Source organism: Mesorhizobium sp. M0139 (assembly GCF_040322455.1).
Classification (GTDB): domain Bacteria; phylum Pseudomonadota; class Alphaproteobacteria; order Rhizobiales; family Rhizobiaceae; genus Mesorhizobium.
The window spans coordinates 61,937-80,700 of record NZ_JAMYTN010000014.1; the positions used below are offsets into that span (position 1 = coordinate 61,937).

Here is an 18,764-nt window from a genome sequence, read left to right on the forward strand (position 1 = left end):
ACGACCCCGAAGATAGGAACGATCTTCGGAAAGGATCATGCGCCAAATCAAAGTGCTGCAGCGTCGTTGCGCGTCTCACAGGACGCGCGGCGCTGTAGAGGCCGATATGCCAATTCGCGGCGATTATTGCGCGCCGCGCCCTTGTTTCGCCGGAAACGATTTGCTACACGCCGCGAGCCGGTTCGTTCCGGCTCCTACCACGGGCGGTCGTGGCGGAATTGGTAGACGCGCAGCGTTGAGGTCGCTGTGGGGCAACCCGTGGAAGTTCGAGTCTTCTCGACCGCACCATAATTTTTCGGCCATTGAAATCATTGCGACTTCTCAGGCCGTCGACGCCAGATCATCGCCTTTGGCGCTTGAACCGGCCGCAGCAGAGTTGCAACAAGAGGTCGCAGAGCCGCACGCGAACGCCGCTTGGCTCGCACCGGCCAGCCTCCTGCACCCGAGTCCCCGGCTTTGCCGGTGGCGGGGCAGGGGATGTGGGTGACCTAAGCGGCGCGTCGTTGCGTGAAATGGAGACCCGGACGGGCTCGACGAGGGTCAACGGCCGTCACGACGGTGTGGTGGTGATCGCAGTAGACGCGATCCGGCGACGTCGGCCCGGCACAAAAACGGTAGCCACCGGGTACCGAGCGGTCTTCGCTCACCGGGAAGCGGCACTGGTTGAGGCCTAGCTGAATGAGGGGGACGTCTCTAGACGCTGGTCTGATATTTTCACGCATGATGGTTTTCAGTTTCCTGGTTCATAGCCATTGCCGGCTGACGGCCGCGGTGCGACCCGCCGGAGCGAGCTTCTCTCGTTTTGGAGGGCTGTGGACCACATATGGTGCTGATCGCACCGTCAAAGAAGCCCGGCGCCCCGCTTCTGCAGCCAAATCGTTTGCGACTTAAGGCCACACCCGCGAGCGCCCGAAGCACCTGTCCGGCCGGGATTTGCCGGCGCGCCGTCGCATAGCCTCAGTCCGTCGCCGCCGATCGCTTGAAGACGATGGTGACCCTGGTTCCCTCGCCGGCACTCGACTTGACGTCGAATTGCGCCTTGGCATTTTCGGTCAGCGACCGCGCGATCAGGGAGCCGAGCTTGCCTGGCCTGGGCCAGGTCTCACCCGTCGGCAGACCGATCCCATCATCGGCGACAGTCACCCGGCAACCATCGCCGCTGACGACGCTGTGCAGCGTGATCGTGCCGCCATCGCGCCCGACGAATGCATGTTTGAGAGCGTTGGTCAGCAACTCATTGACGACCAGGCCTGTCGGCATGGCAACGTTGATGGATACCGGATAGGTATCCACCTTAAGGTCGAGGCGGATACCTTCGACTGCGTGCGACGCCATGACAGCGGACGCGATCTGGCTAAGATACACGCCAAGATCCACCTCATCCTTCTGCTGGTCAGCCGACAATGTCTGGTAGAGGATTGCCAATGCGTCTACCCGGCCGGCAAGCCTTTCGAAACGCTTCTGGTCCGGTTCGGTGGCGTTGCGGGTTTCCATCCGGATCAAAGCGGTGATCATCTGCAGATTGTTTTTCACCCGGTGCTGCAGTTCGCGCAACAGGGTGTCCTTCTCCCGGATGAGCTCCTCCGCGGGTCGCGCGTCCTCGGTCTCACCGTGTGCCGTGACGTCGACAAGCGCCACCAGCCGGAAGCAGAGCTTGCCGTTGTCGTCCTCGATAACGTTGGAATAAACGTCGACGATTGCCGGCTTGTCCTCGCCGCGCTCGAGGCGAAATGTGCCGACGAAATCGGTGTCTTCAACGACAGCCTCGGCGAGCGGCCTGTCCTTCTGCCGATGAAGCCCCCTGCCGGAAAGGGCCGCCCAGTTTTCCCGCGCAAGCTTCGGCGCCTTGAGGTCCGAGAGCTTCTCGAATTCGGGATTGGCGTAGACGACACGCTCCTTCGCGATCAATTCCGAGACGGCGATCGCGATCGGCATCTGGTCGAGAAATTTCTTGAACTGGTCGCTTTCCAGCGCGGTGGCGAGGTCAGGCGTATCGAGCAATTGCTCGACAGCGTCAGCCTTATCGGAGTCTGTCATCTCGGCGCCTGCGTGATGCGTGGAAGCCATCAATATCAGGCATGCAATTCACCCGCCATCTCCAATATCGAAGGGATACGACAGCGTCACTACTGGTGCGGGCCGCGTCGCGCAGGGCTCCACCGCCTGCCGCTCACGAACGAATTGGACAGAAGGCATTTTTCTCAGGGCCGCCGAACTTTGAAAAGAAATGTCTATGGAATTTGTAGAATTACGCTTTGAATGGCATCTCGGTACTGCTCGCCAGCGTTGGCGGCCTCGCCTCCTGAGTTGAGATCAGTGCTCTCGTTACCAAGCAAGTCGGCTCCCGATGAGGGAGTTGCTCCGCCGATCGCTATGCGGCCGGCAGACGGCGGAGCATTGCCAGCAGCCCCGCGGCTTTAGAGGAAGAGGTTCCCATGACCAGACTTACCCCCGTAGAGCAGATCATCCCGGATGCCGATATTGTCCCGCTTACCGGACGCGTCGGCGCAGAGATCAGGAACATTCGGCTCTCCGGCGACCTGCCGCAGCAGACGGTCGCGGCGATCAACCAGATCCTGTTGCGGCACAAGGTGGTGTTCTTCCGCGACCAGGCGCATCTCGACGATGCCGGGCAGGAGCGCTTTGCCCAGCGTCTCGGCGACCTCGTCCCGCATCCGACCCAAGGTCCCGTCAAGGGAACGGCGTCCATTCTCGAACTCGATTCCAGCCGTGGCGGCGGTCGCGCCGACCAATGGCATACCGATGTCACCTTCGTCGACGCCTATCCGAAATTCTCGGTTCTTCGCGGCGTCGTCATACCGCCGGCCGGCGGCCACACCTGGTCGAACACCGCGGCCGCCTATCAGGACCTGCCCGAGCCGTTGAAACTGCTCGCCGACAATCTCTGGGCGGTGCACAGCAACGCCTACGATTACGCCGCGGTGCGGCCGCGTGCGAGCGCCGCGGAAAAGAAGCACTTCGAGGAAATCTTCACCTCGACGATCTACGAGACCGAGCATCCCGTCGTCCGCGTCCATCCCGAAACAGGCGAGCGCACGCTGCTGCTCGGCAATTTCGTGCAACGGCTGATCGGCCTTTCCAAAAGCGATTCGGCGAAGCTCTACGAGGTGTTCCAGTCCTATGTCACCGCGCCGGAGAACACCGTGCGCTGGCGCTGGAAAGCCGGCGATGTGGCGATCTGGGACAACCGCGCGACGCAACACTACGCCGTCAACGACTATGGCGACCAGCACCGGGTGGTGCGTCGCGCCACGGTCGACGGCGACGTTCCGGTCAGCGTCGACGGCCGCCGCAGCGCCACCCGCACCAAGGTCGCGAAGCCCGCGACCGACAAGGCTGCCTGAGGTTCGGGCTGCCTGAGGCGCAGTCGGACTCGGGGGCTGCTGTCACGCCGCCTTCTTCATCCACGCAAGCGTATCCGCCACCACCTCGCCAAACGACGACGGCGTCGGCACGATGACTACCCCGGCTTCCTTCAGGATTTCGACCTTTTCCTGCGCCGACTCGCCGAAGGCCGAGATGATGGCGCCGGCGTGCCCCATGCGGCGGCCTTTGGGGGCGGAGAGGCCGGCGATGTAGGCGATCAGCGGCTTTCTCATATTGTCGCGCGCCCAGATGGCCGCTTCGGCTTCCTGCGGCCCGCCGATCTCGCCGATCATCACCACGGCGTCGGTGTCGTCATCCTGTTCGAACAGTTTCAGCACGTCCTTGAAGGAGGAGCCGTTGATCGGGTCGCCGCCGATGCCGACGCTGGTCGAGACGCCGATGCCGAGCGACTTCATCTGCGACGCCGCCTCGTAGCCCAGGGTTCCCGAGCGGCCGACAATGCCGACGCGGCCAGGCAGATAGATGCTGCCGGGCATGATGCCCATCAGCGCCTGTCCGGGTGTGATGACGCCCGCGCAGTTCGGCCCGATCAGCCGCATGCGGTCTTCGTAGCGATAGCGCAGCATGTAGCGCTTGACCTGCATCATGTCCTGCGAGGGGATGCCGTCGGTGATGCAGACGCAGAGTTTAATGCCGGCATCCGCCGCTTCCATGATCGAATCGGCGGCAAAGGGCGGCGGCACGAAGACGATGCTGGCCTCGGCGCGGGTCTCGCGCACCGCGCCCTTGACCGTGTTGAAGACGGGCAGGCCGAGATGCTTCTGGCCGCCTTTGCCGGGGGTGACGCCGCCGACCAGCTTGGTGCCATAGCGTTTCATGTCCTCGGCATGGAAGCTGCCGATCTTGCCGGTGAACCCCTGGACGATAACGCGGGTGCTGCGGTTGAGCAGGATTGCCATTTTCTCGACCTCCCTCAGGCTGCTTTTTTCTTGGTGGCCGCGCGCCAGGCGGCGACGGCTTTTTCGGCGGCTTCGGCCAGCGTGTCGGCAACGATCACCGCCTCGCCGGAATCGGCCAGGATGCGGCGACCCTCCTCGGCCCTGGTGCCGGAGAGACGGACCACCAGCGGCACGTTGACGCCGACCTCGCGTATCGCCTTGATGACGCCTTCGGCGACCCAGTCGCAGCGGTTGATGCCGGCAAAGATGTTGACCAGGATGGTCTCGACATTCTTGTCGCCGAGCACGGCGCGGAAGGATTTCGCCACCCGCTCCGGCGAGGCGCCGCCACCGATGTCGAGGAAGTTGGCCGGTTCGCCGCCGGCGATCTTGATCATGTCCATGGTCGCCATGGCGAGCCCTGCGCCATTGATGATGCAGCCGATGTTGCCGTCGAGGCCGACATAGGAGAGGCCACGGTCGCTGGCAAAAGTTTCGCGCGGATCTTCCTGGCTTTTGTCGCGCAGCTCGGAGATTTCCGGCCGGCGGAACAACGCGTTCTCGTCGAACGACATTTTGGCGTCGAGCGCGATCAGATTGCCGTCGCGGGTCACCACCAGCGGATTGATCTCCAGCATCGAGGCGTCGTAGTCGCGGAACACCTGATAGCAGGCGAAGATGGTTTCGGTGGCCTTGCCGATCAGATTGTGGTCGAGGCCGAGCCCGAAGGCGATCTCGCGCGCCTGGAAACGCTGCATGCCGACGCCGGGATCGACCGATGTGCGCAGGATGGAGTTCGGTGCCTTCTCGACGATGTCCTCGATCTCCATGCCGCCGGCGGCCGAGGCCACGATCATGACGCGCTCTTCCTTGCGGTCGAGAACGAAGCCGACATAGAGCTCCTGCGCGATATCGACGGCTTCCTCGAGATAGAGGCGCGAAATCAGCTTGCCGCGCGGGCCGGTCTGCTGGGTCACCAGCTTGCGGCCGAGCATGGCTTCGGCAGCGTCGGAGATCTCCTCGTCATTGGCGCAGAGCTTGATGCCGCCGGCCTTGCCGCGGGCGCCGGAATGCACCTGCGCCTTCAGCACCCATTTGCTGCCGCCGATCTCGCGCGCCCTGTAGGTTGCCTGCTCGGGGCTGTAGGCCAGCCCGCCGCGCGGCACATGCACGCCGTGGCGTGCCAGCAGTTCCTTGGCCTGATATTCGTGGATGTCCATTTTGTCCTCCCTGAACGGTCAATGCGTGGCGACGCGCGGCTCGCTAGTGAATTAACCGGCGCGTTCGATTGCCTCGTTGACCACCAAAACATTGCGCGCCATGCGCTCCGACGCGGCGTCGATCATCTTGCCGTCGAGTGCGGCTGCTCCCTTGCCCTGCGCCTCCGCCTCCTTCAGCACTTCGAGGATGCGCCTGGCGCGCGTCACCTCTTTTTCCGGTGGCGAGAAGACGTCGTTGGCGAGCGCGATCTGCGAGGGATGGATTGCCCATTTGCCTTCGATGCCAAGAGCGGCGGCGCGCCTGGCGCCGGCGATGTAGCCCTCCGGATCGGAGAAGTCGCCGAACGGTCCGTCAATGGCGCGCAAGCCATAGGCGCGGCAGGCGACGGTCATCCGCGACAAAGCGAAATGCCACTGATCGCCGGGATAGTCGGGGTTGAGGCCGCCAATGTTGACCGTGCGCGCCTTGCAGCTTGCCGCATAGTCGGCGACGCCGAAATGCATTGCTTCCAGCCGGCCGGGTGTCGCGGCAATCGCCTCGACATTGGCCATGCCGAGCGCGGTCTCGATCAGCGCTTCGAGGCCGACGCGGGTCCTGAAACCCTTTGCCATCTCGATCTGGTTGACCATGGCCTCGACCATGTAGAGGTCGGCCGGCACGCCGACCTTCGGCACCAAAATGGTGTCCAGCCGGTCACCGGCCTGCTCCATGACGTCAACCACGTCGCGGTACATGTAGTGCGTGTCGAGGCCGTTGATGCGCACCGAGACGGTCTTGCCCTTGGCGCGCCAGTCGATGTCGTTGAGCGCCTGGATGATGTTCTTGCGGGCGCGTTCCTTGTCGGGTGGGGCAACGGCGTCCTCGATGTCGAGGAAGATGAAGTCGGCGGCGCTGTTCGCCGCCTTGTCGATCATTTCCGGGCTGGAGCCGGGAACCGCCAGCTCGCTGCGCTGCAGGCGGAGTTTCTTCAGGTGGTTGATGGTGTGGCTCATTGTCGGCTCCTCAGGCGGCTTCGGCGACCGGCACGGCGGCCGAGGCGCGGAAATGCTGGATGGCGGCGCCGACGCCCGAGCCCGGCGCCAGCCGTACGCCGCAGTCGAGCAGCGCCATTTCGGCGGCCGAGAGCGAGGCCAGCACCATCACCTCGTTCAGCCAGCCGAGATGGCCGATGCGGAAGACCTTGCCGATCACCTTGTTGAGGCCGCCGCCGAGCGAGGTCTGGTATTTCTGGTAGGCGCGCTTGACCACATCGCCGCTGTCGACGCCGTCCGGCACCAGGATGGCGCTGACGGTGTCGGAGTGCCATTTAGGCGTCTTGGCGCAGAGCTTCAGGCCCCAGGCGTCGACCGCCTTGCGTACGCCTTCGGCGAGGCGATGGTGGCGGGCGAAGATGTTTTCCAGCCCTTCCTCGGCGATCAGGTCGAGCGAGGCGCGCAGGCCGCGCAGCAGCTGCGTAGCCGGCGTATAGGGGAAGTAGCCGGCATCGTTGGCGCGGATCATATCTTCGAAGGAGAAGAAACAGCGGCGGTGGGTGGCGCTCCGCGAGGCGACCAGCGCCTTCTTGCTGACGGAGAGGAAACCGAGGCCGGCGGGCAGCATGAAACCCTTCTGCGAGCCGCTGACCGCGCAATCGACGCCCCATTCCTCCTGGCGAAAGTCGATCGAGCCGATCGATGAGACGCCGTCGACGAAGAGCAAAGCAGGGTGGTTGGCGTCATCGAGCGCGGCGCGGCAGCCGGCGACGTCGCTGGTCACGCCGGTCGCGGTCTCGTTTTGGGTGCAGAAGACTGCCTTGATGCGGTGCGCCTTGTCGGCCCTGAGCCGCTCGGCATAGAGCTCGAGCGGCACGCCGGTTCCCCATTCGCAGTCGATGACATCGACCTCGAAGCCGAGCCGTTCGGCCATGTCGACCCACAGATGCGAGAACTGGCCGAAGCGCGACATCAGCACGCGGTCACCGGGGCTGAGCACATTGGTCATCGCCGCTTCCCAGGCGCCGGTGCCGGAGGAGGGATAGATGAAGACGCGGCCGGTCTCGTTCTTGAACACCGTCTTGATGTCTTCGAACAGCGGTAGCGTGAGATCGGGGAAGGATGCTGCACGCATGTCCTCCATCGGCAGGTTCATCGCCTGCCGGACCTGTTCGGGGATGTTGGTCGGTCCGGGAATGAAAAGATGGGTGAAACCGGCCATGTCGCGAACTCCTCCTGATCCAGCAAAGCGGTGAGGGGAGTTTCGTCTCGACGGCTAATGGCAACAACACCTCAAGGGGTAACATCTTGCCGCGCGCGGGTGGGGGTTGCCCACCCGGGTGACCTACCCGCGGCTCATCGCTTTCCTACCCGAACGGCAGGTTCTGGGTACGCCGCTCGCGCGCATAGAGCGCGACGGCCATCGCCCGGTTGCGGACGTCGAGCTTGTCGTAGAGATTCTTGAGGTGGTATTTCACCGTGTTCTCCGAAATCCCGGTGCGCGTCGCGATCTGCAGATTGGTCCAGCCGTCGGACAGCACCGCCAGCAGCTCGCGCTCGCGCACGGTGAGCAGCGACAAGGGTGTGTCGTTGACCTTGTTGATGTCGATGTAGGGGATGCAGATGCGGCCATGCGCGACGGCCAGGATGGTCTCGAAGATGATCGCCGGATCGTCGAACTGGAAGCAGTAGCCCTGGGCGCCGAGCCGCACGCACTGCTTCAGGATGCCGATGTCGTGGTCGTTGGAAAACACCGCGATGCGCACGCCCAGCTTGCGGCTGTGAACCTCGGCCAGCACATCGGCGCCGTCCATGTCGGAGAGCTTCCAGCCGATAACGGCGACGTCGAATTCCGCTTCGGCTGCCAATTCCAGAAAATGCCTGCCGCTTTGCACGCAGGCCCTGAGATCGAAGCGCCCGTCGCAGTCCAGCATGTCGCGCAGCGCCGATATGACGAGCGGATTGCGTTCGGCGACGACCACGCGCACGCGCCGTTCCTCGATTGCCTTCTGCGTCTGTGACCTGATCTTCAAGGGCTTCCGGCTGTTCTGGTTCCTGGCCTGGGCGGGTCCGGCAGATGGCAGGACCTGCATCATGACAATTCTGCCCCAACCGTGCTCGGGTGCTCTTTCCCCAGCGACATGTGCTGTCGCGCCGCCTGAATCCTGGGCGGCGTCATATCCTGATGAAATCGCTCTCTCCCCATATGCAGGGCGGGGCGCATTTCGTTTGATATTCCCGTGCGTTGCGCGCTAGACCTGACAGGCACCTTTTCCGAAATTCCCATGGCGGGAGCCGCTGGTGGAACGCCAGGACGACCAGAAGACCGGCGCCAAAGCCGCTGACGATGCCAACGCCGACATCTATGGCGAGGACGGCGCCGTCCTGTCATCATTCCTCGCCCAGATCGGGGCGGCGATCGCCGATCGCGATACGCTGACGCTGAAGCGCGAAGTCGACGACCTGCACCAGTCGGAACTTGGCGATCTGCTCGAGGCACTGCACCCCGAACAGCGTCGCGCCCTTGTCGAACTGCTCGGCGCCGACTTCGACTTCTCGTCGCTGACCGAGGTCGACGAGGCGATCCGCCGCGATATCGTCGACAATATGCCCAATGAGCAAATTGCCCAGGGCATGCAGGACCTCGATTCCGACGACGCGGTCTACATTCTCGAAGACCTTGAAAAGGAAGACCAGGACGAGATCCTGTCGCAGCTGCCGTTCACCGAGCGGATCAGGCTGCGCCGCTCGCTCGACTACCCGGAAGAGACCGCCGGTCGCCGCATGCAGACCGAGTTTGTCGCCGTGCCGCCGTTCTGGACCATAGGCCAGACCATCGACTACATGCGCGAAGACAAGAACCTGCCCGAGCGCTTCAGCCAGATCTTCGTCATCGATCCAAGCTTCAAGTTGCTCGGCGCCATCGACCTCGACCAGATCCTGCGCACCAAGCGCACGACCAAGGTCGGAGACGTGATGCACGAGACGAGGCACGCCATTCCGGCCACCATGGACCAGGAAGAGGCGGCGCGGGACTTCGAGCAATACGATCTTCTGTCCGCCGCCGTCGTCGACGAGAACGAGCGGCTGGTCGGCGTGCTGACCATCGACGACGTCGTCGACGTCATCCAGCAGGAGGCCGAGGAAGATCTGCTGCGCATGGGCGGCGTCGGCGACGAAGAGTTGTCCGACAGCATTCTTTCGACCTCGCGCTCGCGCGTGCCCTGGCTGCTGGTCAACCTGTTGACGGCGTTCCTGGCGGCATCGGTGATCGGCCTGTTCGACCGCACCATCGAGCACATTGTGGCACTGGCCGTGCTGATGCCGATCGTGGCCGGCATGGGCGGCAATGCCGGTTCGCAGACCATGACCGTCACGGTACGCGCGCTGGCGACCAGGGATCTCGACATCTACAATGCCGGCCGCATCATCCGCCGCGAAATGGGCGTGGGTTCCATCAACGGCATCATCTTCGCCGTGCTGATCGGCATCGTCGCGGCCGTCTGGTTCCGCGATCCCAATCTGGGCGGCATCATAGCGGCGGCGATGATCATCAATATGTTCGTGGCAGCCCTTGCCGGTATCCTGATCCCGCTATTGCTCGACCGGTTCAAGATCGACCCGGCGGTGGCGTCGGCGGTTTTCGTCACTACGGTCACCGACGTCGTTGGCTTCTTTGCCTTCCTGGGGCTGGCCACCTGGTGGTTCGCTATCCCTTGAGAAAGAGGCGTTGCGGGTTCAATTGACTTTTACGTAAATGTGGTGCGAGGCTTGCGCGGGGTTTCATGCCGAGTCCGGCTTGGAACGGGGTTGATCGGAATGCGTTGGAAATCCCGGGCGACTGGGCGTTTTCCGATGTTCCGACATTTGGAGCAAAGATGCGGGAATATTATTCGATCACCGAACTGACCCGCGAATTCGACGTGTCGACGCGGACGCTGCGCTTCTATGAGGACGAGGGGCTGGTGCAACCGGTCCGGCGGGGCCGCACAAGGCTGTTTCGTCCGTCGGACCGGCATCTGATCCGTCAGATCATGCGCGGGAAACGGCTCGGCTTCTCGATCAACGAGATCCGCGAAATCATCCAGATGTACAAGGAACCGCCCGGCGAGGTCGGTCAACTCAAGCTGATGATCAAGCGCATCGAGGAAAAGCGCGAGGATTTGCGCCAGAAGCGGCGCGATCTCGAGGAGACGCTGGCGGAGCTCGACCAGGCTGAGGAGTCATGTGTTGAGCGGCTGGTGGAGCTGGGGGTTAATACCTGAGCGGACCCTCGAGCGTTTGCGCGCCCGTCGCAAACGTTCGCGATTAGCCGGAGCCCTTCCGCACTTCGTCATTCTAGGGCGAAGCAGGAGCGAAGCTCCATCGCGGAGACCCTAGAATCCATTCCGTGACATCGGTCGTGGAGTGCAGCGGTTGCGAATTCTGGACCATAGCAACGCTCTGGAGTCGCGGCATGGATCCTCGGGTCTGTGCTGCGTCGCTACGCTCCTTGCTCCGCCCGTGGATGACGAAGAGACGGATGCGCCAGCTAATCGCCAAGGTATACACCCCTGTCACGTCGCCTCAGATCCAGCGCCTGACCCGCTTCGCATAGTCGCGGTACTTCTTGCCGAATTTGGCGAACAGCACCTTCTCCTCGCTCTCGATGGCGACCTTCTGCGTTGCAAATGCCGCGATCAAAGCCAGCGGCAGGAACCATACGATCCCCGAGACGAAGGCAACGCCGATCAAAAGCAGCGTGTTGGCCAGATACATCGGGTTGCGCGTCACGCCGAACGGGCCGGACGTCACCAGATGATCCGGCACGCCATTGGGGTTCATCGTCGTTTTGGCCCGAATCATGGTGCGGATAGCGGTGAACCAGAGGGCTGCGACGGCAAACAGCACCACAAAGCCGGCTGCAAACAAAAGGTCGCCCAAGAGGTCGCCGATCCAGGGCAGGGGATAGAACAGGCCGAGCGCGATGCTGATGGCAATGGCGGCGATGTAGATCAGCGGCGGCCATGGGATCAGCCGTGGTCTCGGTAGATCGGGTTTTGCCAGCCCGGGTTTTGTGAGCTTGTCGGTCATTGTTGCCCTCCCTGCGTCATCGGGCTCTCCTCCGTCCTGGCGGTGCAGATGCCGGCGAGTTCACCGAGATGCGCTTTGAACTCCGGGGTCTGGTCGCCATTGTAGAGCCGGTCGAATGCCGCTTCGCTTTGCAGCGTGTCCAGCATGCACACACAATAGCTGGTGCAGAACTCCGTGTCGCGCTGCTGTTCGCAAGATACCTGGCATTCCTTGAGGAAGATCACTTCCCTTGTTTCGACGGGCGCCGGCGCAATCTGCGAGAACAGCCAGACGCAGCCGAACAGCAGCGGCTGGTGGATCAGGTAGAAAGCCAGGCTGTGGCGGCCGATGAAGGTGAGCGGCCTGGTCCAGCTTCCCGATGCCAGCGTGGCCAGCCGCGCCAGCAGGCCGGTGGTGGACGCAAACCTTGCCGCGGCGATGCCGAGAAGCACGGCGCCGAACCAGGGAAACAGCGGCACGTAATCGTTGGAGCGCGGGTTGATCGCCGACAGGCCGACCCACCAAAGCGCCGGATGATCGAAGGCTTCGGATCGGAGATAGAGGGGGACTGCGATCACCACCGCCGCCACGACCAGCGTCAGCCAGGAAGGCAGCCGCAGAAACAAAAGGCCGAGCAGGCTGGCCAGCGCGATCTGATGCAGGATGCCGAAGAAGATGAAGCTGTCCGGCGTGATGAAGTACGTGACCGCCGATATAGCGGCGGCCGCGACGGCGACCATGGCAAAGCGTTTCCAGAAGCCGGTCCAGCGGATCTGCCTGCCATGCGCGAGAAACAGGCTGACGCCGACCAGGAACAGGAAGGTCGAGGCGATGCAGCGCGCATAGATCTTCCACCAGCCGACGGCGGTGAGGCCGGGATCGGTGTAGTGGAAATTTTCGAGATCCCAGGTGAAGTGGTAGCTCGCCATGGCGATCAGCGCGATGCCGCGTACGACATCGATGGCGACGATGCGCTTCGGTTGATCTCGCTTCAGTTGATCTCCAGGGGGTGCGGTATGGATGCTCATGGTCTCGCGATCTGATTCAGCCCCAAAGACGACTATCACGGTTGCACCGGACAAAAGAAGGCCGCCCTCTACGCTCCGGGTCGCGCCGTGCGGCTGCATCGGGCGGCGCTTTAGGCCAGAGCCGGAAAGCCTTTGGCCGAATTCGCTTTTTGCCGGGAAGGGGTCGGTTTCCTGTTACCGGCGGAGGAAGCGCCAGCGCAGATTTGACGCCGCGAGTCTGATTTGGGGATCAAATGTCCACCCATGTGCGCCATCCGATCTGGCTTCCGGCCCTGCGTCCGGCGGATGCGCGCACCTTTGCCTCGCTCTATGCGGTCGAATCCTTCGCCCGTGCCACGGTGTCGAGCGTCATCCCGATCCAGGCCTATGAGATTCTGCACAACGAGCAGATCGTCTCGATCCTCTACACTATCGTGGCGCTGCTCGGCCTGTCGGTGACCTTGTTCATGCCGATCTTGATCCGCAGGTTTGCCCGGCGCTGGGTCTATACCGCCGGCGCCTGCCTGCTGGCGATAGGCTCGCTGTTCTTCGTCACCCACACGCTTGCCGGGCAACTGGCAGGCATGCTGTGCCGCGTCATGGGGGCGAGCGCCCTGTCGATCACGCTCAACCTCTACATCATGGACCACATCCGCAAGACCGATTTCATGCAGGCCGAATCGCTGCGCATGGCGTGGTCGATGCTGGCCTGGACCGGCGGGCCGACACTCGGCATCTTCCTCTACACACGCTACGGCATCTATGCCGCGCATGGCGCGGTCGCGGTGTTTGCGTTGGCCTTGCTGGCGCTGTTCTGGACCTACAGGCTGGGCGACAACCGGTCGATCCGGCCGGGCAAGACACGGCCGGCCAATCCGCTGGCCAATATCGGCCGCTTCGTAGCACAACCGAGACTCAGGCTGGCCTGGCTGATCGCCTTCGGCCGCTCCTGCTTCTGGACGACGTTCTTCGTCTACGGGCCGCTGTTCATGGTGATTACCGGCGAGGGCAAGCTTGCCGGCGGCCTGCTGGTTTCGGCCGGCAATGCGCTTTTGTTCATGGCGATCTTCTGGGGCAAAGCGGGAAAACGCTTCGGCGGCCGGCGCACCATGACCTTCGCCTATTTCGCGATGTCGGCGACGCTGCTTGCGGCGGGCGCGGTCGGCACTACCGCGCCGCTGCTTACGGGCTTTTTCCTGCTCTGCGGCGCCTTCTTCACCATCGCGCTCGATGCACTGGGCTCGACCGCCTTGATGCGCTCGGTGCGGTCCTATGAGCGGGCGCAGATGGCCGCGGTCTACCGCACCTATCTCGACTTTTCCGAGCTGACGCCGCTGGTCTATTCGGTGGTGCTGGCGTTTTTCGGCCTCGGCTCGGTGTTCGTGACGCTGGGCATTCTGGCCGCGGTTTGCGGCTTTATCACCTGGCGCTATCTGCCGAAGTCGCTTTAGTCGCCGATCAGGCGGTTGCCTCAAGCGCTGCATGCCGCTCGCGCACCCAGTTGTGGAAGCGGTGCAGATCGTACTCCTCCGGCATTAGCACGCCGGCCTGGTGGCGCATCGAGCGCAGGCCTTTCTGATTGATCTCGCAGATCGCGGCATCCTCCTCCAGCACCTGGGTGCCGAAGGCGACGACATTGTCGATGTCCGTCTCAGCCAGCGCCTCGGGCGCGAACAGCCATTCGGCGGTGAGTTCGGTCTGTTCGGGACCGAGCGGCATCAGTCGCACCGTCCTGACATAATCGACATGGCCGACGATGAACATCGAGGGCAGGCTGGTGGCATAGGTCTGTCCGGCCGCACGCTCGGCTGGCGTCAGGCCCGGTAAGACCGGGCCATGGGCATGTCCGTCGCGCGACCAGGTCTCGGCGCCGGCGCGCAGGCCACCCGAAAACTCCGGCGCGTCATTGTCGGCATGGCGGACCCAGTCGGGGTCGTCGTGCCGGCTCATCAGGCCGCGGCCGTATATCGGCACCAGCCGAGACAGGTCCTTGTGGACGCCTGGGCAATGCAGGCACTCGTTGAAGTTCTCCCAGAAGATCTTCCAGTTGCAGTTCATCACCTTGCGCAGGACATGGCCTGATACCAGCGTTTCCAGCGGCCAGTTGGCGAGGTCGCCGGATGCGGGATCGAAGGAGGTCTCGGCGGAGCCGGCCGTCGCCTGCTGAGGGTTCACAAAGACAAAGCCGCGCCACACCGACAGCGCCACCCGGTAGAGCGGATGATCTGCCTTGTCGAAACCATCTGGCAGCGATTTCGAGGGAACGCGCACGAGATCGCCGCGCAGCGAGTAGGACCAGGCATGGTAGGGGCAAGTGATGAGCCGCGCTTTCAGCCGGCCCTCGCTTTCCTGGCAAAGCTGCGAGCCGCGATGCCGGCAGGTGTTGTGGAAGGCGCGCAACTCGCCGGTGTCGTCGCGCAGCACGACGATTTCCTGCGTGCCGACGCGGAATGTCCTGAATGCCAAAGGCTGGGCAAGATCGGCCTCGCGGCAGACGAGCAGCCAGCTTTTGTACCAGATGGCCTCGAGATCGCGCTGGTAAGCCTCGCTATCCCAATAGGCCAACGACGGTAGCGTCGGTTCGGCCCGGCTCAGGCCGTTATAGGGGTCGCGCTCGCTCGGGTTGGGATGCATGGCTGGTTTCCTATGAAGCGTCAGCCGACACCCCGGCAAATCGTTTGTCAATCAGAGTGCCGCATTGCCGGTTGCAGGCGCGGCGCATAATCATGTCGTGGACATGGGACATTCGGAAATTGGGGATTCGGACGTGGCCGCACGACAGATGTCGCTTACGCCGGAGCTGGTCGCGCGCTGCTGGCGCGAGATCAGGGACCCCGGGCCTGATCCGGACGCGATGCACCTCGATGAAGCCGACTATAACGCGCTTCTGGATGAATTGCAGGTCGAACTCCCGGATAGCGAACCGCTATGGCTGTTCGGCTATGGATCGCTGATCTGGAAACCGGAAATAGATTATGTCGAGGACCGCGTTGCGCTGGCGCGCGGCTGGCATCGGTCCTTTTGCATGAACATGACGCGCTGGCGCGGCACCAAGGACAGCCCCGGCCTGATGATGGCGCTGGACCGTGGCGGACAATGCAAGGGCGTCGCCTTTCGGCTGACCGACAATAACCGGCGCGAGCAGTTGGGCCGGCTTTTCCGGCGCGAAGTCACGCTGAAGCCGACAAGCTACCGGCCGCGCATGCTCAAGCTTGCAAGCGAGGCCGGACCGCTCAGGGCATTGGCCTTCGTCATCAACCGCAACGGCCTGACCTATTCAGGACCGCTCGACGAGGGCAAGGTCGTCGAAAGGCTGGCAACGTCCTGCGGGCACTGGGGGTCGGGCGCCGACTATCTCTACAACACGGTGAAAAACCTTGAAGAGCGCGGCATTCACGATCGCCATCTGTGGCGGCTGCAGCGGCTGGTTGCCGAGCGGATCACCGCGTTGAACCCGTAACGCCGCATGGCGCATTCGCGCTGTTGGCCGGCGGAATTTGGTTTGCCGGATGCGACCGTTTCAGCCTATAGTCATGCATGTCGTCGGTTCCGTTAGGGACCAAGAGGGAATGCGGTGAGGGCTGACTTGTTGCCCAATGCCGTGGCTGCCCCCGCAACTGTGTGCGGTAGTCCTCTCCAAGCCACTGGGGATTTTTTCTTCGGGAAGGTGGGGAAGGGCGCTGATCCGCGAGCCAGGAGACCTGCCGGCGACAGGGAACTGACTTCGATGCCCTCGGGTGGAGGGCGAAAGGACAAGATATGAATACCGCTTCCGTCTCCCTCGGCGCTTCCGTCTCCTCGCAGTCGCGCTTCATGCAGCTCGTGCTTAGCGCGTTTCTGGGCATTTTCGTCGTCGGCGTTGTCGGTTTCTCGCACATCGATGCGGTCCACAATGCGGCGCACGACTATCGCCATTCGATGGCGTTTCCCTGCCACTGACGAGGATCTGACATCATGAACCTGTTTCGCAACGTCGTGTTCATCGCGGCGATCGCAGGGCTCGTGGCCGGTGTCGCTCTCGCCTGCATGCAGGCCTACGCCACCGTGCCGCTGATCCTCAAGGCGGAGGTCTACGAAAATGCTGGTGGCGGCCATGAGCATCAGCATGCCGCGGCGCCCGCCGCCAACGCTGCGGACACCGATGCCATGAGCACCGCCGCGCCGGCGGAAAATGCGGTGAGCAGCGCAGCACCGGCTGAAGCAGCCGCGCCGGCGGAGGACGAAGGCTGGGCGCCGGCCGACGGCTTCGAGCGTTTCGCCTTCAGTGTCGTCGCCAATATCGTCACCGGCATCGGCTTCGCGCTGGTCCTGGTGGCGGTTTCCGAGTTCGCCGGCGGCATCGGCAGCTGGCGCCAGGGCGTGTTCTGGGGTCTGGCGGGCTTTGCCGTGTTCACGCTGGCGCCGGGACTCGGCCTGCCGCCGGAACTGCCGGCAATGCCGGCAGCCGATCTCATGCAGCGCCAGATCTGGTGGTGGGCAACGGTGATGGCAACCGCGATCGGCCTTGCCCTTATTACCTTCCGCACGTCGGCGCCCCTGACCGTGCTCGCCGTCCTCCTGATCGTCGCCCCGCATATTGTCGGCGCGCCGCAGCCTGACAGTTTCGTAACGCCGATCCCGGAGGGCCTGCATCATCAGTTCGTGGTGGCGGTGACGCTGACCAATCTGGTGTTCTGGCTGGTGCTCGGCGCAGTTGTCGGCATAGTGCACTCGCGCTTCACCGGCACCGCGACCAGCCTGCGCGACAGCTTTGCCTGATCGCAGTTTGACCTTCATCATCGGCGGTGCGCGCTCCGGCAAGAGCGCGCATGCCGAAACTTTGGCGACGGCGTTGCCGCCGCCATGGGCCTATATCGCCACCGCGCAAGCCTATGACGGCGAAATGCGCGAGCGCATCGCGCAGCACCGCTCGCGCCGCGGCGAGGGATGGGCGGCCATCGATGCGCCGCTCGATCTTGCCGGCGCGCTCGAAGCCTTGCCGGACAACCAGCCGGTGCTCGTCGATTGCCTGACGCTGTGGCTGACCAATCATATGCTGGCCGATCATGATCTGGAGGGGGAGTGCCTGCGGCTGGCCGACGTGCTGTCGCGGCCGCGCGGACCGTGGTTCGTGGTCTCCAACGAAGTCGGACAAGGCATCGTGCCCGACAATGCGCTGGCACGCCGGTTCCGCGACGCCGCCGGCCGGCTCAACCAGCAGGTCGCGGCGGTAGCTGATATGGTGCTTCTGATGGTGGCGGGGCTGCCGCTCAAGGTGAAATAATGACCGATATTGACGCAAAAGACGAGGAACGCCATCGCGCCAAGATGGCCAAGCGCAAGGCGGTGCAGGACGCCGAGGTCGCGGAAAAGACGGTCGAGAAGGGGCTGCTGATCGTCAACACCGGCCCCGGCAAGGGCAAGACCACCGCCGCCTTCGGGCTGGCGCTGCGCATGCTCGGCTACGGCAAGCGCGTCGGCATCGTCCAGTTCATCAAGGGCAAATGGCACACCGGTGAAAAGGATGCTTTCGCGGCATTCGGCGACCGTGTCGTCTGGCACGCGATGGGCGAGGGGTTTACCTGGGAAACGCAGGATCTGAAGCGCGACATCGCCGCGGCCGAAGCGGCCTGGGCCAAGGCGCTGGAGCTAATCGCCGATCCCTCGATCAACCTGGTTGTGCTCGACGAACTGAACATCGCGCTGCGCTACGACTATCTCGATCTCGACAAAGTGGTGGCGGGGCTGAAGGCGCGGCGCGAAGGCTTGCATGTCGTCGTCACCGGCCGCAACGCCAAGCCGGCGCTGGTCGAGGCGGCGGATCTGGTGACGGAGATGGGCGTGACGAAACATCACTTTTCGGCGGGCGTGAAAGCGCAGCAAGGGATCGAGTTTTGAAGGTCTAACTTCGGGAGATCACCGTTGGAACAAGCCGTGATTGTCTACCTTCTTCTGAGCGGCGGTCAGTTCGGGGCGCCGGAAGAGCGGCAATCGGTCCAAGTTCTGGAGGATCGGTTGGAAAAAGCTGTTTCAAATGCGCATGTCGGCGAATTTGATGGTGACGAGTTTGGTGGGGGCAAATGCACCCTCTATCTGTACGGGCCAGACGCCGAGAAGCTTTTCCTTGTGATTGAGCCTGTGCTGAAATCCTCGGCTGTGGCCGCTGGCGTCTACGCGATCAAAAGATTTGGCGAAGCTGTGGATCCAAACGCGAAGGAAGTCCGTGTCTCTTGGTGAGTCAGGCGGCT

General features: G+C 63.3%; 20 protein-coding genes, 1 tRNA gene and 1 riboswitch. Of the genes, 11 read left to right on the plus strand and 10 right to left on the minus strand.

The window, feature by feature from the left end; all coding sequences use genetic code 11:
* The first annotated feature begins 203 nt into the window (after positions 1–203).
* Positions 204–288 (plus strand) — tRNA-Leu (locus NKJ58_RS23585).
* A gap of 200 nt (positions 289–488) precedes the next feature.
* Here NKJ58_RS23585 and NKJ58_RS23590 read toward each other — a convergent pair.
* Positions 489–722, minus strand: a complete 234-nt coding sequence (locus tag NKJ58_RS23590; RefSeq protein ID WP_352519642.1) for a GcrA family cell cycle regulator — start codon at positions 720–722, stop codon at positions 489–491.
* A gap of 235 nt (positions 723–957) precedes the next feature.
* Entirely contained in the window at positions 958–2,037 is a 1,080-nt protein-coding gene (locus NKJ58_RS23595; RefSeq protein WP_023685214.1) for a sensor histidine kinase, read from the minus strand.
* Between the two features lie 398 nt (positions 2,038–2,435).
* Between NKJ58_RS23595 and NKJ58_RS23600 the strand changes: the two genes are divergently transcribed.
* Complete coding sequence (locus NKJ58_RS23600; RefSeq protein WP_352853915.1) at positions 2,436–3,365, plus strand: TauD/TfdA dioxygenase family protein; 930 nt, start codon at positions 2,436–2,438, stop codon at positions 3,363–3,365.
* 42 nt (positions 3,366–3,407) lie between these two features.
* Here NKJ58_RS23600 and sucD read toward each other — a convergent pair whose 3' ends face one another.
* The 5 genes from sucD to NKJ58_RS23625 form a co-directional block, all read right to left on the minus strand.
* Positions 3,408–4,307: a succinate--CoA ligase subunit alpha gene (gene sucD / locus NKJ58_RS23605; RefSeq protein WP_352519644.1), complete on the minus strand. Its 900-nt coding sequence runs from the start codon at positions 4,305–4,307 to the stop codon at positions 3,408–3,410.
* A 14-nt stretch (positions 4,308–4,321) separates the two neighbouring features.
* A complete protein-coding gene (locus tag NKJ58_RS23610) occupies positions 4,322–5,506 on the minus strand; it encodes a malate--CoA ligase subunit beta (protein WP_352853917.1) in 1,185 nt (394 codons plus the stop codon).
* 51 nt (positions 5,507–5,557) lie between these two features.
* Complete coding sequence (locus tag NKJ58_RS23615; RefSeq protein ID WP_352853919.1) at positions 5,558–6,499, minus strand: HpcH/HpaI aldolase/citrate lyase family protein; 942 nt, start codon at positions 6,497–6,499, stop codon at positions 5,558–5,560.
* A gap of 10 nt (positions 6,500–6,509) precedes the next feature.
* The gene (locus NKJ58_RS23620) at positions 6,510–7,700 is read right to left on the minus strand and encodes an aminotransferase class V-fold PLP-dependent enzyme (RefSeq protein WP_023685219.1); all 1,191 of its coding nucleotides are present in this window, start codon (positions 7,698–7,700) and stop codon (positions 6,510–6,512) included.
* A 145-nt stretch (positions 7,701–7,845) separates the two neighbouring features.
* Positions 7,846–8,466: a LuxR C-terminal-related transcriptional regulator gene (locus NKJ58_RS23625; protein WP_352723560.1), complete on the minus strand. Its 621-nt coding sequence runs from the start codon at positions 8,464–8,466 to the stop codon at positions 7,846–7,848.
* Between the two features lie 313 nt (positions 8,467–8,779).
* Here NKJ58_RS23625 and mgtE point away from each other — a divergent pair, with 313 nt between their 5' ends.
* The gene (gene mgtE / locus NKJ58_RS23630) at positions 8,780–10,198 is read left to right on the plus strand and encodes a magnesium transporter (RefSeq protein WP_352723554.1); all 1,419 of its coding nucleotides are present in this window, start codon (positions 8,780–8,782) and stop codon (positions 10,196–10,198) included.
* A gap of 158 nt (positions 10,199–10,356) precedes the next feature.
* The gene (locus tag NKJ58_RS23635) at positions 10,357–10,743 is read left to right on the plus strand and encodes a MerR family transcriptional regulator (protein ID WP_006203215.1); all 387 of its coding nucleotides are present in this window, start codon (positions 10,357–10,359) and stop codon (positions 10,741–10,743) included.
* 301 nt (positions 10,744–11,044) lie between these two features.
* Here the strand turns inward: NKJ58_RS23635 and NKJ58_RS23640 are convergent, their stop codons facing one another.
* Both NKJ58_RS23640 and NKJ58_RS23645 read right to left on the minus strand, forming a co-directional pair.
* The gene (locus NKJ58_RS23640; RefSeq protein ID WP_352723555.1) at positions 11,045–11,551 is read right to left on the minus strand and encodes a methyltransferase family protein; all 507 of its coding nucleotides are present in this window, start codon (positions 11,549–11,551) and stop codon (positions 11,045–11,047) included.
* Positions 11,548–12,558 (minus strand): heparan-alpha-glucosaminide N-acetyltransferase, encoded by a 1,011-nt coding sequence (locus tag NKJ58_RS23645; RefSeq protein ID WP_023710816.1) that lies wholly within the window; start codon positions 12,556–12,558, stop codon positions 11,548–11,550. The genes NKJ58_RS23640 and NKJ58_RS23645 overlap by 4 nt, the downstream gene beginning before the upstream one ends.
* Positions 12,559–12,791: 233 nt before the next feature.
* Here NKJ58_RS23645 and NKJ58_RS23650 point away from each other — a divergent pair, with 233 nt between their 5' ends.
* A complete protein-coding gene (locus NKJ58_RS23650; protein WP_352853921.1) occupies positions 12,792–13,988 on the plus strand; it encodes an MFS transporter in 1,197 nt (398 codons plus the stop codon).
* A 7-nt stretch (positions 13,989–13,995) separates the two neighbouring features.
* Here NKJ58_RS23650 and NKJ58_RS23655 read toward each other — a convergent pair whose 3' ends face one another.
* A complete protein-coding gene (locus tag NKJ58_RS23655) occupies positions 13,996–15,171 on the minus strand; it encodes an aromatic ring-hydroxylating oxygenase subunit alpha (protein WP_352853923.1) in 1,176 nt (391 codons plus the stop codon).
* A gap of 133 nt (positions 15,172–15,304) precedes the next feature.
* Here NKJ58_RS23655 and NKJ58_RS23660 point away from each other — a divergent pair, with 133 nt between their 5' ends.
* The 6 genes from NKJ58_RS23660 to NKJ58_RS23685 all read left to right on the plus strand — a co-directional run bounded on the left by NKJ58_RS23660 (position 15,305) and on the right by NKJ58_RS23685 (position 18,753).
* Entirely contained in the window at positions 15,305–15,997 is a 693-nt protein-coding gene (locus NKJ58_RS23660) for a gamma-glutamylcyclotransferase (protein WP_352853925.1), read from the plus strand.
* 67 nt (positions 15,998–16,064) lie between these two features.
* Positions 16,065–16,260: riboswitch (cobalamin riboswitch) on the plus strand.
* 36 nt (positions 16,261–16,296) lie between these two features.
* Positions 16,297–16,476: a CbtB domain-containing protein gene (locus tag NKJ58_RS23665; RefSeq protein WP_023670784.1), complete on the plus strand. Its 180-nt coding sequence runs from the start codon at positions 16,297–16,299 to the stop codon at positions 16,474–16,476.
* Between the two features lie 15 nt (positions 16,477–16,491).
* The gene (locus NKJ58_RS23670; protein WP_352853928.1) at positions 16,492–17,295 is read left to right on the plus strand and encodes a CbtA family protein; all 804 of its coding nucleotides are present in this window, start codon (positions 16,492–16,494) and stop codon (positions 17,293–17,295) included.
* Positions 17,288–17,800, plus strand: coding sequence for a bifunctional adenosylcobinamide kinase/adenosylcobinamide-phosphate guanylyltransferase (cobU, locus tag NKJ58_RS23675; protein WP_352794357.1), 513 nt, complete (start codon positions 17,288–17,290; stop codon positions 17,798–17,800). Before NKJ58_RS23670 ends, cobU begins: the two co-directional genes overlap by 8 nt.
* Positions 17,800–18,414, plus strand: coding sequence for a cob(I)yrinic acid a,c-diamide adenosyltransferase (gene cobO, locus NKJ58_RS23680; protein WP_352790934.1), 615 nt, complete (start codon positions 17,800–17,802; stop codon positions 18,412–18,414). Before cobU ends, cobO begins: the two co-directional genes overlap by 1 nt.
* Before the next feature lie 24 nt (positions 18,415–18,438).
* Positions 18,439–18,753 (plus strand): hypothetical protein, encoded by a 315-nt coding sequence (locus NKJ58_RS23685; RefSeq protein WP_352853930.1) that lies wholly within the window; start codon positions 18,439–18,441, stop codon positions 18,751–18,753.
* Positions 18,754–18,764 lie beyond the last annotated feature (11 nt).